The organism is Rhodovibrio sodomensis, assembly GCF_016583645.1.
GTDB classification, from domain to species: Bacteria; Pseudomonadota; Alphaproteobacteria; order Kiloniellales; family Rhodovibrionaceae; genus Rhodovibrio; species Rhodovibrio sodomensis.
The window spans coordinates 63488-77734 of sequence record NZ_NRRL01000006.1 but is presented as its reverse complement, the minus strand read 5'-3'; the positions used below and the strand labels follow the sequence as shown (position 1 = coordinate 77734).

Here is a 14247-nt window from a genome sequence, read left to right as displayed (position 1 = left end):
GACCTGAGCACACTTGCCGGGCCGCTACTGTCGCCGCAGTTGACTGAGCGGCTCATCGCGAACGGCTGACGCCATGGCACGCACAGGCGACGAGATCGCCTTCTATCCGGTCGTCAAGCTGTTCACGGCGGACGCCGAGGCCGTCTGGCTGCTGACTGAGCTCGATCCGGCGGACCACGACCTCGCTTTCGGCATCTGCGACCTCGGGATCGGCGAGCCGCGGCCCGATTATGTCCGGATCTGCGATCTCGAGTTTTTCTTCGGGCCGGACACCTGGCCGGTGGTGGTCGATGTCGACTTTACCGCCGACCGGCCGCTCAGCGCGTACCTCAATGACGCACGCCGGCGCGGGCGAATCGTTGCCTGACGGTCTGATGTCCGGGGTGTCTCAATAGGCCGTGGTCGCGTGAGTCGTCTCTCCGTCCAACCGAAAATGACTCACTGAGGTCCTTCGCGCCTTTTGAGTCGCGCCGTCGCCTCACCTTTTAGACCCGTACGAGACAGATCGATGGAGATCACCTGAAACGCTGATCGGCTACGCCCGCACATCCACCCTCGACCAGCAGGCCAGCATCGAGGCGCAGGTCCGAGACCTCCAGGCGACCGGCTGCGAGAAGGTCTTCCAGGAGCAGGTCTCGTCCGTCGATGTTGCCGCCAGGGATCAACTCGCGCTCGAGCTGGACTACTGCCGCGATGGCGACACGTTGGTCGTGACGAAGCTCGATCGGCTGGCCCGGTCCACCGCCCACCTGCTGGCCATCTTCTGGCCCGAGCGCAGCACGTGCTGCCCCCGGCCCGTGACGACATAGCCATGACGGGCATAGAACCTCTCTGCGTTTTGCGAGGCGTCCATCGCATTCAGACTCACGCGCTGATGCGGATAGCCGTCGCGTAAATCCCCGCCCGGAATCGGGCGGGGCCACCGTGGGTCTAGCTGACGCAGACTGCTAGGCGGCGGCCGGGGCGAGGCGCCGCGCCGTGCGGCGCAGGTCCTTGTAGAGCGCGCCGAAGACCAGGACCGGGGCGAGAAGGTAGAGGCCGCGCTTGCAGACCACCAGGCCGATCAGAACTACGGGCGCGCCGAGCATGCCGGCGGCGACCGACGCCATCGCCACGATCAGGTGGGCCGGGGCGACCAGCGTTCCCAGGACCGGACCGAACAACTTGACCGCGTGACGATACACCAGGAAGAGGTTCACGGCGATCGGTGCCATCAGCGCGAGCACCGCCCAGCCTGCCCAGGTCAGGGCGCCGAAGTCGCGCACCAGTTCCTTGGAGAGGTGCATGCTCACCGCGATCGGATCGGCGATGTGCAGCAGGCCGAGCATCGCGCCCAGCGCGGCCGGGGCCAGCAACTGGGCGTTCCGGCGCTGAGTCTCCTGCCTGCGGACGGCCGCCGCCTTGATGTAGTGGCGCGGCCGCAGCGCGTTATGGATCTGCCGCACCTGCTCGTCCAGAAGCGGCACGACCTTCCATCCCACAAGCGCGAGCAGCCCCGCGAGGAGGGTGAAGGTGATCCAGGTACTTGGCGAGTCGACCGCGATGTCGCGGGCCCGCATGACGATCTCGAAGTCGCTGATCATGGTGTTCGCCGGTTGACCCGGCCCTTTCCTGATCAGCGTGCGCGATTCCGCGCCTCTTGCCCTTCCCAAGGCATTATCTTGAGCCTGACACTATAGCGGAGCCGGTTACCCGCAAGTAAAAACACCCGCCAATCGCGTGACCGCCGTCACTCGAGGGCGCCAAAAGCGGGTGCGCGACCCCTTTCTAAGATCCGCTTGAGAGCTCCGTGACGGACGCCGCCAGCTGGTCGAACATCGCTGTCAGCGTCGCCTCTTTCACCGTGCCACGGACCGCCTCGTCCTGCAGGTCGGCCAGCATCTCAAGCAGCCGTGCCTTGCGCAGCCGGCGCGGATCACCGGGCGCCTCGATCGGCAGGGAGAGGATCTGACGCGCGAGATCGAGGCCGCGGTCATCGGGGGTGGTCGCCCTATCCGGCGCTGCTTTCGCCGCAGGGTCCGCGGTTGCGCCGGGCCCGAGTTGCGCCCGGAGCAGCGTGGCATCCAGGATCGGCTGATGCGCCCTCAGCGCGCGGGCGATGCGCCGGATGTCGGCGGCCACGGGCGCGGGGAGCGTGCGGGCGCGCTTTTCTCGATATCGCATGATCCGGTACTCGCGAGCGTTGATGAGGGGTCTTATAGGGTGGCGAAGATGAAGACGGCGTGAACGGATCAGGTACGGGGGCCGTCGTGTGGGGCAAGGAGGCAGGTCACCACAAACGTCAGCGCCGGGCGCAGGCGGGGCGGGAACGCCGCGTGAGCGCGCGCTTCAAGCAGCTTGCCCGCGATCAGCGCGGGCGGCAGCGGCGTCAGCCCGCCGGACCTGCCCGATCCGAGGACGGTCAGGAGCGTGCTCGTGAGTGCGGGACAGTCGGTTTCCGGGTGATCGCGGGCGATCCGGTCGTAGTCGACGAATTGCCGCGCTCCGGACTGGATCGAGGCGAGCCGAAGGCGGGCCGCGCCCGCGGGGCTGCCGTCGGGGGCGTCCTCCGGGCTCCCGCCGATCCAGGCGAGCAGATCCTCGGCGATCAGCGGGTCCGGCATATCCAGCACGGCGAGCGCCAGCAGGCTGGCGTGCACGCCGATAAGGTCGTCACGGATCAGGTGCGCTGGATAGGGCTCATTCACGAAACGGGACCTCACGGGAAAAGGGGCGGCACGCCGGCGGAATGCCGGCGTGCCGGGAGCGCTCAGGCGGCGAGGAGAGCGTGCGCGGCGCGCGGCTCGGCGAGCAGCAGCTCGGGGTTGCCGGGGGCCAGCGCGTCGGTCGGCTTCTCCGGCGCCAGTCCTGCGGCGATGCGGATCTGATGCGCGATCGCGCGGGCCAGCAGGGGCGGCACGCTGTTGCCGAGCTCGCGGAAGCCCTGGAACTTGGTCGCGTGCAAACGGACATGATCGGGATAGCTGTGCAGGCGCATCCCCTCACGTACCGTGATCACCCGCGGCAGCCGGTGGTGGATCGGGCGCGGCGCGGTATGCCCCGACACCCGGCGGCCGTCGTAAGTGCCCCCGACCGAGCCCGCACGCAGGGTCGGGCTGTAGCGGTCCGGGTGCAGACGCGGCAGGTTGTGCCCCTCGCCAGCGGATTTGCCCGGCGGGGTCCGCTCGTAGATGCCGCGCGTCTTGTCGCTGTGGCGCGTGCGCATCGAGCAGGTGAGCAGTTGCGGGTCCCAGAGGCGCGGGTAGGAGAGATCGTCGACGTCGTTCGCTAACCCCTTCAGGCCGAGGGCGTAGCTTGAGATGTAACCGGGGTCGAAGCCGTCGAGCCGGACCTCGTCGCTGGTGAGGAGCGCCTCGAACAGGTCGGCGTCGGGCAGGTCATCCAGCGCTTCGGCGACAGTCGGAGTGCGCCTGAGAAAGAGATCGCTGCCGTTGGGGTCGACGGCGTGGGTCGGCTCCGGATAGGCGGGGGCGTTCTCGCCCCGGCGGTAGAGCATGATGATGATGCGTTCGCGCGTCTGCGGTACGCCGAAGTCGATGGCACGCAGGGTGCGGATCGGTGTCACGACGTTGAAGCCGATCTGATGCGCCCGCTCGAGCAGCCCGTCGAGGACCGGACGGTTGCGCGCCTCCAGCAGGCCCGGGACGTTCTCCATCACCGCGTAGCGGGGCTGGAGCTCGCCGACCAGGCGAAGGAAGTGGTCGACCAGGTCATTGCGGATGTCCGAGGGATCCTTGCGGCCCATGTTGGACAGGCCCTGGCACGGCGGTCCGCCGAAGACGGCCGTGAGCTTGGTCAGCATCTCCGGGTTCCGGCCGAGACCGATCAGGTCGATGTCGGTCGCACGCAGCGCGCCCCGGCGCAGGTCGTCGCCGGTTGCCTGGCCCAGGTCGGTGACCACGCCGGCGCCGTAGGGCATGTTGTAGTGATGCACGCCGACGTGCTGGGGCTCGATATCGGCGGCGAGCGCGCAGTCGAAGCCGCCCTGCTCGGCGCCGTAGCTGAGGCCGCCGCCGCCGCAGAAGAGGTCGGCGAAGACGCCGCGCCGGGGGGAGGTCACGGTCATGAGTACTGATCCCTGTGGTTTTTACGAGAAGGGCAGCCGACGCGAAAGGGGCGCCGGCTGGAAGGCGCGGCGCCCTCGGATCGCGGCAATGGCGGTTTGCGGCTGGCGATCAGGCGGTTGCCAGACTGGGGCCGTAGTCGTTCGCCTCGCGCTGACCCGGCCAGAACAGAATTGCGATCCCGAACAGGATGTTGGCGATCGGGACGAAGAAGAGCAGGTACCACCAGGCGCTGACGCCGATGTCGTGCAGGCGCTGGGCGGTGATGCACACGCTGGGGTAGAGCATCAGGAGGCCGGCCAGATAGGTGCTCTCGTGGGTCTGGGTGACAGTGTAGAGCAGCATCGCCAGACCGATCTGGACAACCAGGAGCAGCAGACTCGCGCCGAAATAGGAGAGGCGGCCGCGCCGGCCCTCGATCGTGAACATCCGGTTCATGTCATATCTCCAGGAGACAGGGTTGGGCCGGCGGCCGCCGGTGGTCCCCGGGAGATGGGAGTGGCTAATCGAGGTTGGCGCGCCCCGAAGTCTGGAGCGTATTGAAGCGCACGTAGTCGGACAGATCGTCGTCGTCGCTCCGGCTGACCGCGCGGCCGTCGAGGATGCCTGTTTGGTCCGGCTGGACCTGGTGCAGTCGGGCCAGCTCGCCCGCGTCCGGCTCGCCGCGGTAATGCAGGCCGTCGGCCGCGTGCTCGTAGAGCTCGATCCGTCCTTCCGGGCTGCGGCAGAGCAGCAGCATGTTGAGGGGCGCCCCCTCCTCGACGAGATAGTACAGCGCCAGGACGGTGGCCGTCTGGCGCCCCTGCGGGCCCTCGATCTCCATGTCCCGCCAGATGTGGTCGTCGTTGAGCCGGGGCTCGAAGGTCCACTCGGGCTCCTGCAGAACCTCGTGCGGGCGCACTGCGCCGTCGCGCTTGCCCTGGTGCAGGAACTGCGACAGCGGGCGCAGTCCGGGATCAAAGTCTGGCTCGCTCTCCGGCAGGTAGCCGAGGTCGGTGAAGTACTCCGCGAGCTTGCTGAGCTCGACGTCGCCGGTGTCGGGCTCGCCCGCACCGAGATCGGCAAGCGCCCACAGTCGCTCGTCGCTGCCGAGCCACAGCGCGGTGAACAGCCACACCCCGGGTCCGAAGGGATTGCGGAGCAGCGCCACGGGCGAGTGGTTGCCGTAGTAGTCCTCCTCGCCGTTGGCGCGTAGGCGGTTGATCTGGTCCGGCGTGAAGATCCGGTTCAGCATCCTGATGGTCCTCGTTGGCGGGTCTGGAAGGCCCAGGGTGTGCTCAGGAGAAAATGGGTTCAAGGACGCGGTGATGCCGGCGGCCTTTCGGCGCGTGCCAGCAAATGCGCCGATAAGGACGCCGGCCTGCTAGCGCACCGCGCGGGCGGCAATATCTCCAGAATGTGTGGGCTTCTGCCCATCCCCGTTTCTCGGCCCCGGAGCCCGTCGATGCCGAAACAGCTGCACTTCCAGCGCAGGACGACCCTAGCCAGCCTGGCCCATCTGCGTGAGAGCATGTCGAGTGTCGTCGTGGTGCCGACAGGCGGCGGCAAGACAGGCATCCTGGCTTCGGTCTCGGAGACCTTCATCGACTTCCGGAAGGCGACGGGCGCGCGGCGCGAGCAACCCAAGGTGCTCCTCCTGACCCACTCGCGCACGCTGTTCCAGCAGATGCTGCACGGCAAGGACGGGAGGCCGGCCGAGCTCTCGAAGTGGACGGACCGTAAGCTCGGCCAAGTCGCCCCGGAGCCAATGGGCGGGATACAGCAGAACGCAGACATCGTCGTCGCCATGGTTCAGACGGCGGCGAAGCATGCCGACAAGCTCGACGGCTACGATCTGATCGCGATCGATGAAGGGCATCACGCCTACGAGCGGAAAGCCAATGGTCAGACCAGCCACTATCGCCAGGTGATCGACGCGGTGCGGAAGAAGGTTCCCGACGCGTGCGTGCTTGCCGCAACCGCGACGCCTTTCCGTGAGACCGGTGAAATGGATCGCGAGCTGGTCGAGGCGCCGGCTGCTGTCGTGACCTACCAGGAAGTGCTCGACACGGGGCGCATCGTTCGGCCCCGGACGGTCATGGTCGACCTCAAGGGCGGTAACGGCAAGCGTACCAGCGAGATCGTCGCGACGAACCGAAAGGCCAATAACCGCACCGAGCTTCCGGGCGACATCGGCACCAAGGTCAAGTCGAGCTGGAACGAGGCGACCTACGATCAGATGGTGGATCAGTGGCTGAAGCAGGCCGGCTCCAAGAAGACGATCTTCTTCTTCGACCAGATCAAGGAGGTCGAGCAGCTCGCGAAGGCGTTCGAGCGCGCGAACGCGCGCTACGAGTTCGCTCAACCGCTGCGTCTCGGTCAGGTCCATCGGCGCAACAAGCGCGCCGATCAGGAACTCGCGGAGTTCCAGGATCCGAACGGCAGCCTGCGCGTCGTCGCCGCCGTCGACATGGTGACCGAGGGTCTCGACGTGACCGAAGTGGAGGCGGTGGCATGCTGCCGGGGCAAGCCAACCCGCGCGACCTATGCCCAGATTGGCGGACGCGGTATGCGCGCCTGCGATCGCACGGCCAAGCGGGAGATGCTGTTCCTGGACTTCGGCGCCGGCGCCTATGACCTCGGCCGTCTTGAGGATCAGATCGACACTCAGAGCGAGTCCCGGGCGCTCGAGGGTGCCGGACGGGATGACTTCGAGGCACGCATGGTGCTGCCCGAGGTCTGGAGCACGCCGGACAAGGCGGCCGGCTACAGCGTCTTCGCATCCACCACCCACACCTTCGCGGCCGTAGCGGATCCGGCCGGCGGCCTCCGTCTGTTCGCGGCGCAGCGTCAGATGGGTTCCGGAACAAAACAGGCGGCCCGCCGGTTCGAGCGCCTCAAAGCGCCGGACAGCGGTCTTGCCTGGCTGCCGAGCGAGGTGGCGGCGCTAACGCGTGCGGAGATCGACGACAATTTCGGCTGGCACGCGGTGCGTCGGCCCGGATTGGCCGGCGGTCGGGATGAGATCGCGCGTACCGACTTCGATCAGGGGCGCGGCGCTCTCGACCTCTATGTCAAGGGCGACCTCGGTCAGTCTCCGCGGCAGTCGCCCTGGGACGGCATGCCGGCCGGGCTCGAGAGTCGCCAGGGCCGTGAGCAGTTCCTGCGCGAGGCGATCCAGGAGGCCAAGCGCACCGGCAGTCACGGCCGTATCAGCGCGCTCAGCCGGCATATCGATTCGCTCGCAGGGACCCCGGAGGAGTGCGCGCGCGAGCGGGCGCATCTGACGAGCGTGGCGCTACGGACCTTGGGCGAGGCGGCGCGCGAAAATCAGGAGCTGCGTCAGCGATGCATCGGCGGCGCCAGCCATTTGAGCGATCTCGCGGCGTCAACCGATCCGGCCAGACTGCGCCGCGGCCTCAACGACGCGGCCGCGAAGGCAAGTGCGATCATCCGCAGCGGGTGCGAGCAGCTGGAGCGCCAGAGCACGGTCTCGCTCGACAACGTGGCACGGAGCCTGCAAGCATTGGCGAAGCCGACCCAGGTCGTGCGGGAGAAGGAGTTGCAACGCTGAGCGCGACGATTTGAACGCGAAACGGCGCGACGCCCGGCCCCATGATGACGCGGATACGTCCGATGCATCCGACGAACCCGATGCCGACGGCGCGGACAACCAGCCGGCGCCGCCAGCACAGTATCCGGGGGTCGAGCAGGCATCGCCGCCTGCGAAGCCACGGAGCCGCGGCGCCGGCCGGTAGGCGCGTCAGGCGACCTGACCGAGGGCGGGCGTCAGCGCCTCCAGCTTGAGCGGCTCGGCATCGCGGACAGAGAAGCTGCGCTGACCGTCGCGCTCGCTGACGCCCAGCGTCAGAATGTAGGCCTCGCCCTGCTTGAGGGTTTGGCGCAGGCGACGGAAGTCGTCCGGGAAGACCACGGCCTCGTACATGCCGGTCGGATCCGACATCATGACGATGCCCATCTGTTCCTGCTTGCGGGTCATCCGGCTTTCGACCTTGAGCGCGAGCACCCCGACTTTGGCGGTGCGCCAGGTGAACCGGGGAGACAGGACTTCGGCGATCGACTTCGCCTGCGTCCTCGCGATGGCGCCCCGTACGGAGTCGATCGGGTGGCCGCTGACGTAGACACCAAGCGCGGCGAACTCCTTCTCCAGGAGCTCCAGGCGGGGCATCTCCGGCAGGTCCTTGACGGTCGAGCGGGTCTGCGCCGGAAGGGCATCGCCGAACAGCGAGGCTTGCGGGCTTTCAGCCTCCTTCGCCTCGGTCTGGGCGCACTTGATGACCGTCTCGAGGGCGTGGAGCATCGCCTTGCGGCTCAGCTTCAGGTCATCGCAGGCGCCGGCCAGGATCAGGTTCTCGTAGCACTTCTTGTTGCACCAGGCGATCGTACGCCGGACGAACTCCTCGAAGGAGGTGAAGCGGCCCTTGGCGTCGCGCTCCGCGATCACCCCGCGCATCGCCGCGACGCCGACGCCGCCGATCGCCGCGAGCGCCCAGCGGATCGCATCCGCGGTGCCGTCCTGGCGCCGGCGCACCGAGAAGGTCGCCTGCGAGGTATTCACGTTGGGCGGCAGCACCTTCAGCCCCTCGCGCTGGCACTCCCGGTTGAACTCGGCGAGCTTCTCCCGCTTGTCGAGGTCGAGGTTCATGCTGGCGGCGTAGAACTCGTAGGGATAGTGCCGCTTCAGATAGGCGGTCCGGAAAGCGATCACCGCGTAAGCCGCCGCGTGGGACTTGTTGAAGCCGTATGCGGCGAACTTGTTGACCCGGTCCCAGATCATCTGGGCGTGCTCGGGCGAGAGTTGCGTCTCCGGCAACTCGGTGATCTTGGCGATCTTGGGCATCTCTCTCGTCCTTCGCGGCTGGTTGGCCCGGTGGGCCGGCGTCCATCAAGATCGCCGGGCTACCGGGCCAGGCACGCGTTACAACTGGCTTACCTGGCAGGGATGTGGTGCCGGCCGGGCCGGGCTGGTTCTACGCGGATCTGGTATCCGCCGTCTGAAGGTCCGAGAAGTCACGGATGACCTCCCAGGTCCCGTCCAGCAGGGCGTGAACGAGGCCGGGCCGGTGCAGCGCCAGGCTGATCTCCTCCGGGCTCAGGTCGCGTGCCGGCAGAAGGCGTTTCTCGCTGACCGCGAGGGCCGCCGCGGCATTGGCGCGGGACGCGGCCGCGACGATCGCGCGGGTGCGGACGATCCGGTCGCCGTGGCGGTATGAGATTTCCGCACCATGAGCCGTCGGGTTCCGGACAGGCTTGCCGGGATTCTTCATCGCATTGTGTGTCCTGTTGAGGGGCGCGTGGCCGGTCCGGTGTGCCCAGACCGGCCACGCGCACTCGATCTGGCCCAGGCTTAGATCGCGAGCTCGACGTCGGCTTCGGCTGCCTCGTCGACGGTGTAGCTGTTGCCATCGGCGGCGGGGTACTTGGTCGCCCGGTGCAGGCGGACCGTTCGGCCGTCCTCGAGCTCGACATCGGCCCAGCCCTTCTGGGCGCCTTCGGTGAAGACGGCGAACTGGGCGTCCATCTCGGCGGCGATCTTCTTGCCCATGGCACGGCGCAGGAGGTCGGCCTGGCCGAGCGAGTAGCCCGCCAGGATCCGCGCGAGCTCCATGACCTGCTCCTGGTAGACCATGATGCCGAAGGTCTCGCGCAGCAGGTCGGCGAGCAGCGGATGCATGTAGTCCGGGTCCTGCTCGCCGTGCTTCACCGCCGCATAGACGGGGATGTTCTCCATCGGCCCCGGTCGATACAGCGAGACAAGCGCGACCAGGTCGTCGATCGTCGACGGCTTGATGCCCCGCATCGCAGCGCGCATCCCGTCGCTTTCCAGCTGGAAGACGCCGAAGCTCTCGGCCCCCTGCAGCATGGCGTAGGTCGGGGCGTCGTCGACGCCGATCCGGTCGAAGTCAGGCTTGGCGTGCGCCTCCGCGACCATTTCCCGGGCGCCCTCGATGACGTCGAGCGTCTTCAGGCCCAGGAAGTCGAACTTCACCAGTCCCGCGCTCTCGACCGCCTTCATGTCGCAGTTGGTCGCGAGCTTACCTTCCTTATCGCGCATCACCGGGACGATCTCGGCGACCGGCCGATCGGCGATGACCACGCCCGCGGCGTGGGTGGAGGCGTGGCGGTACAGGCCCTCGAGTTGGACGGCGATCTCGAACATCCGGCGGACGTCGTGATCTGCCTGGGCCAGTGCTTCCTTTACCTCGTCGAGTTCCAGCGCCTCTGGCAGGGTGGTTGGATTGGCCGGGTTGTTCGGGATCAGTTTGGAGTAACGGTCGACGACCGGGTAGGGGAGCTGCAGCACCCGGCCGACGTCGCGCACCGCGGCGCGCGCCTGTAGCTTGCCGAACGTGCCGATCTGGATGACCCGCTCGTCGCCGTAGCGCTCGCGGACATAGTCGATCACCTCGTCGCGGCGCTCCTGGCAGAAGTCGACGTCGAAGTCCGGCATCGAGACGCGGTCGGGGTTGAGGAACCGCTCGAACAGCAGACCGTAGCGCAACGGATCGAGGTCGGTGATGCTCATCGCGTAGGCCACGAGCGAGCCCGCGCCCGAGCCGCGTCCGGGCCCGACCGAGATCCCGCGGTCCTTCGCCCATTGGATGAAGTCCGCAACGATCAGGAAGTAGCCGGGAAAGCCCATCCGCTCGATCACGTCGAGCTCAAAGTCGAGGCGCTTGCGGTAGTCCGCCTTGCGCTCCTCCGGGGTCTCCAGGATCACGAAGCGCTTATGCAGCCCGGCGTGGGCCTGATCGCGCAGCTCCTGAGCTTCCGTCTTGCCCTCGGCAAGGTCCGGGTAGGCCGGCAGAATCGGCTTGGCGGTCTCGAACGCGACAGCGCAGCGCCGCGCGATCTCGACCGTATTGTCGACCGCGTCGGGCAGGTCGGCGAACAGCTCGACCATCTCCTCGGGGCTCTTGAGATAGCGCTCCGGACTGACCCGCCGCCGGGTCTCGGTGGCGACGTAGGCGCCTTCCGAGATGCACAGCAGCACGTCGTGCGCGGCGTGCATGTCACGGGTCAGGAAGTAGGCGTCGTTGGTCGCCACGAGCGGCATTTCCAGCGTGTCGGCGAGCTGGATCAGCTCGGCCTCGACGGGTCCCGGCACGCCCGGCTCATCGCGCTGCAGCTCGCAGTAGGCGCGGTCGCCGAAAATCCGTGCGAACGCCTGCAGCCGCTGGCGGGCGCGCTCCGGCGCGCCAGCGGCCAGCGCCTTGTCGACCGGACCTTCCGGGCCGCCGGTGAGCGCGATCAAGCCGGCCGACAGCTCTTTCAGCTGCTTCAGGTCGACGGCCGGGTTGTGGCCGTCGTCGGTGGCGATATAGCCGTGGGAGACCAGCTGGATCAGGTTGGCGTAACCCTCGCCGTCCTTGGCGAGGAGAACGATTTTCGACAGCTCGTCTCCGGATTCCAGACCTGGGTGGCGCAGCAGCAGTTGCGCTCCGACGATCGGCTGCACGCCGGCGCCGGACACACTCTTCGTGAAGTCCATCGCGCCGGAGAGCGTGCAGCTGTCCGTCATCGCCACCGCGGGCATGCCGAGCTCGGCGCATCTTTTGCCGAGGTCCTTCATCTTGATCGCGCCCTCGGCCAGGGAATGCGCCGTGTGGACGCGCAGGTGCACGAAGGTGGCGTCAGCCATGTCTCATCTCCCTCAGACGGGTCTATCGGCCGGGCGCGGCCGGCGGTCTTCTCTGCGAACACGCAGGAGACCGCCGGCGGCGCGCGGGCGCCCCGTCGTCTGTTTCACTTCTTGGGATTTGGGGTTGTGCGCACACGGCTGGCCGCCGTTAGGCGGGCAGCCGCGCGCTCAGCCGTTACCTTGGGCGGCGGCCGCGCTGGCCGGCGCCTGCGCGCGGTAGGGCGTGCCGGTCTTCATTTCCACCACCGCGAGGTGACAGCTGGCCGCCGCCCATGGCAGGCCGGCGAGGACGACCAGCGGTCCGAACGGGATGGCCGCCGACATCGCGTGAGCGACGATCAGAATCAGCAGGAAGATGTTCTGGAGGGACCGGCCGTGGCGCGCCAGGGTGGCCTGGCTGGTGCTGTCCAGGGCTGCTGTGGGTTCGTCGTTCCCGGAGAGTGCGGTGCGCGAAAGGCGCAGCCGATCGAGCGCCGTCAGGCTGCCGGCGATCGATGCTGAAAAACCCACTGCCCGGGCGATGTCGATCAGAGGTCGCGGCGCGAACAGATCGGGATCGTGGGGCTGGGTCAGGATCATCGATCCGAAGCCCGTCCAGATCGTGGGAAGAAGCAGGGCCCACAGGGACATGGGAAGGAGGGCGCGCGGGGCCGGCAGCCGGGCAGGAAGCAGCGCGAACAGCCGGCCTTCAGCCACCTGCTCGCTCAGGCCCGCCGACCACCAGGGCAAGAGCACGGCAGCCGCGTAGATGACAACGCTTTCGGCGACCACCTGGCCGGCCGGTCCGAGGCCGGCCAGCGCTTGATAGAGCGCGACGCCGGCGGCGTACAGCAAGCCGGCGACGACGAGCATGCCCGGCGCGCTCGCAGCGGCAATGCGCGCGCCGCCGGTGAGCCAGCGGCGTAGGCCGCCCGGTTGCGGCGGCAGGTATCGCGGGTGCATGGCGGTGATGCGAAGTGCCCTGGTGATGCGACGCGCTCCTACAAGCCAAATCCGCCCGGTGTCAAAAGCTAGGCGGCGAGGGCGGGCGCCTCCGTGATCGCCGGCATGACCGTGGCGAGGCCGGTACGGGCGAGCTCGCCGGAGCGGACGTTGTCGAAACTGGCGCCCGCGGTGCTCGCCGCGCTGAGGTGTGCGCCGCGCAGGTCGCAGTTGTGCAGGCGCGCCCCGTCGAGCTGGGCGCCCATCAGGCTCGCGGCCGCAAGGCTGGTTCCGGAGAGATCCGCGCCACGCAGATCGCAACTCGCGAGGTCCGCTGCGGACAGGTCGCGGCCGGCAAGCCGGACGCCGCGCAGGTCCTGACCCGACAGGCGGGCCTGCTGACCTTCGCGTCCCTCGCTGTCGACCCAGAGTTGGTGCAGCTCGATCAGCTCGTTCAGCGTGGTAACGCTGGACAGCGGCCGCGGGCGCGCGCTCAGCGCATGGGCGGCGAGGCTGGTGTAGCTCTGGCTGTCGGCCTTCGCCGCGGAGAAGTCGACGCCCTCGAGGCGCGCGCCCGCGAAGCTGGTCTCGCGCAGGACCGCCCGGCCGAAGCGGGCGCCGCGCAGGTCGGCCTGCTCGAAGCGCGCGCCCAGCAGGCTGGCACCCGTGAAGTCGGCCTTGCGAAGACGGCAGCTGGCGAAGTCGGTGTTCTTGAGCTTGGCGTTCTGGAAGCTGCTGCCGACCGTCATCCGCTCGCTGTCGATCAGCATGATGACCGGTGCGTCAGCGCCATCCTGCCCGGCCTTGGCGGTCGTCTCGAAGGCCGCACCGCGCAGGTCGGCGCCGGTCAGGCGGGCGGCGGTCATGTCGGCACCGTCGAACGTGCTGCCGAACAGACTGGCACGCGCGAAGTCCACGCCCTGAAGGTCGCAGCCGGCGAAGGAACAGCCGATCAGCTCGGCACCCGCGAACGACAGCCGGGAGAGGTCGAGGCCGGAGAGGTCGCAGTTGCGCAGAACCGCGCGCCGACCCTGGCGACGCCCGGACAGGTAGTTCGCGTGCGCCCGTGCGATGCGGGCGACCGCGGCCTGGGTGAGCCGCGCATCCTCGATCAGGTAGAGCGGGCGCAGGGAGGAGCGGGATGTCGCGGCGTGAGCGGTCATGTCGAGGTGTCCTTCATGGGTCGGGTCGCGCGGTGCGCTTTCTCTTGAAGTCTTACCTCGAGTCTGGGCATGGACCGTATTTGTCGCGGTGACAACGGTCACCGGGGGCGAAAATCGTTTCGAATTCGGACTTATCACCAAAACAAAGGTTCGACCGAGGAACCGAGACAACCGCCACACAACATGTTGTGCTTTAGGGTGCGGCGGCTTTACGTTGTGGTTCGTTGAAACCTTCAAGCGTGTTGCGTCTCGTGGTCGATGAGGGTCGTTGGGGACGTGGCTTGCTGACAACGGTTTACGCGCGAGAAGCGCGAGTTTATCTGTCAGCAGGTCCTGTTAATGGGCCGGAACTGAAAAAGCGCTCCCATATCGCAGGTGAGCCAACCTACGGTCTGGGGACGAGTCACGTGCCGCGAAATTCACAATACGAAGAGGCTTTGCGTCGGTACGATGAGTT

13 protein-coding genes and 1 pseudogene are annotated in these 14247 nt (G+C 67.8%); 3 read left to right on the top strand and 11 right to left on the bottom strand.

What is annotated here, in order from left to right; all coding sequences use genetic code 11:
* Positions 1 to 73: 73 nt before the first annotated feature.
* Together CKO28_RS05045 and CKO28_RS05040 are read left to right on the top strand one after the other, a co-directional pair.
* Positions 74 to 367, top strand: a complete 294-nt coding sequence (locus CKO28_RS05045; RefSeq protein WP_200339442.1) for a DUF2958 domain-containing protein — start codon at positions 74 to 76, stop codon at positions 365 to 367.
* 160 nt (positions 368 to 527) lie between these two features.
* Positions 528 to 809 carry a recombinase family protein gene (locus CKO28_RS05040; protein WP_200339482.1) on the top strand — a complete coding sequence of 94 codons (282 nt, stop codon included), beginning with the start codon at positions 528 to 530 and terminating at the stop codon, positions 807 to 809.
* A 138-nt stretch (positions 810 to 947) separates the two neighbouring features.
* On the opposite strand, the gene CKO28_RS05035 is transcribed toward CKO28_RS05040, so the two are convergent.
* The 6 genes from CKO28_RS05035 to CKO28_RS05010 all read right to left on the bottom strand — a co-directional run bounded on the left by CKO28_RS05035 (position 948) and on the right by CKO28_RS05010 (position 5298).
* A complete protein-coding gene (locus tag CKO28_RS05035; RefSeq protein WP_200339441.1) occupies positions 948 to 1583 on the bottom strand; it encodes a hypothetical protein in 636 nt (211 codons plus the stop codon).
* A gap of 184 nt (positions 1584 to 1767) precedes the next feature.
* Positions 1768 to 2121, bottom strand: a complete 354-nt coding sequence (locus tag CKO28_RS05030) for a hypothetical protein (protein WP_200339440.1) — start codon at positions 2119 to 2121, stop codon at positions 1768 to 1770.
* Between the two features lie 110 nt (positions 2122 to 2231).
* Complete coding sequence (locus CKO28_RS05025) at positions 2232 to 2687, bottom strand: hypothetical protein (protein ID WP_200339439.1); 456 nt, start codon at positions 2685 to 2687, stop codon at positions 2232 to 2234.
* A 62-nt stretch (positions 2688 to 2749) separates the two neighbouring features.
* Positions 2750 to 4066: a DNA cytosine methyltransferase gene (locus CKO28_RS05020; protein WP_200339438.1), complete on the bottom strand. Its 1317-nt coding sequence runs from the start codon at positions 4064 to 4066 to the stop codon at positions 2750 to 2752.
* A gap of 109 nt (positions 4067 to 4175) precedes the next feature.
* The gene (locus tag CKO28_RS05015) at positions 4176 to 4502 is read right to left on the bottom strand and encodes a DUF805 domain-containing protein (RefSeq protein WP_200339437.1); all 327 of its coding nucleotides are present in this window, start codon (positions 4500 to 4502) and stop codon (positions 4176 to 4178) included.
* Positions 4503 to 4566: 64 nt separating this feature from the next.
* Positions 4567 to 5298, bottom strand: coding sequence for a DUF2958 domain-containing protein (locus CKO28_RS05010; protein ID WP_200339436.1), 732 nt, complete (start codon positions 5296 to 5298; stop codon positions 4567 to 4569).
* Between the two features lie 210 nt (positions 5299 to 5508).
* On the opposite strand from CKO28_RS05010, the gene CKO28_RS05005 reads away from it, so the two are divergent.
* Positions 5509 to 7617 carry a DEAD/DEAH box helicase gene (locus tag CKO28_RS05005; protein WP_200339435.1) on the top strand — a complete coding sequence of 703 codons (2109 nt, stop codon included), beginning with the start codon at positions 5509 to 5511 and terminating at the stop codon, positions 7615 to 7617.
* Between the two features lie 189 nt (positions 7618 to 7806).
* Here the strand turns inward: CKO28_RS05005 and CKO28_RS05000 are convergent, their stop codons facing one another.
* From CKO28_RS05000 to CKO28_RS04980, 5 genes and pseudogenes are all read right to left on the bottom strand, one after another.
* Entirely contained in the window at positions 7807 to 8904 is a 1098-nt protein-coding gene (locus CKO28_RS05000; protein ID WP_200339434.1) for a helix-hairpin-helix domain-containing protein, read from the bottom strand.
* A gap of 130 nt (positions 8905 to 9034) precedes the next feature.
* A complete protein-coding gene (locus CKO28_RS04995) occupies positions 9035 to 9331 on the bottom strand; it encodes a hypothetical protein (RefSeq protein ID WP_200339433.1) in 297 nt (98 codons plus the stop codon).
* A 215-nt stretch (positions 9332 to 9546) separates the two neighbouring features.
* Positions 9547 to 11706, bottom strand: a pseudogene (gene dnaE / locus CKO28_RS04990) (DNA polymerase III subunit alpha); the annotation flags it as partial.
* A 168-nt stretch (positions 11707 to 11874) separates the two neighbouring features.
* Complete coding sequence (locus tag CKO28_RS04985; RefSeq protein ID WP_200339431.1) at positions 11875 to 12558, bottom strand: P-loop NTPase family protein; 684 nt, start codon at positions 12556 to 12558, stop codon at positions 11875 to 11877.
* A 158-nt stretch (positions 12559 to 12716) separates the two neighbouring features.
* Positions 12717 to 13790 carry a pentapeptide repeat-containing protein gene (locus CKO28_RS04980; protein ID WP_200339430.1) on the bottom strand — a complete coding sequence of 358 codons (1074 nt, stop codon included), beginning with the start codon at positions 13788 to 13790 and terminating at the stop codon, positions 12717 to 12719.
* Between the last annotated feature and the right edge of the window lie 457 nt (positions 13791 to 14247).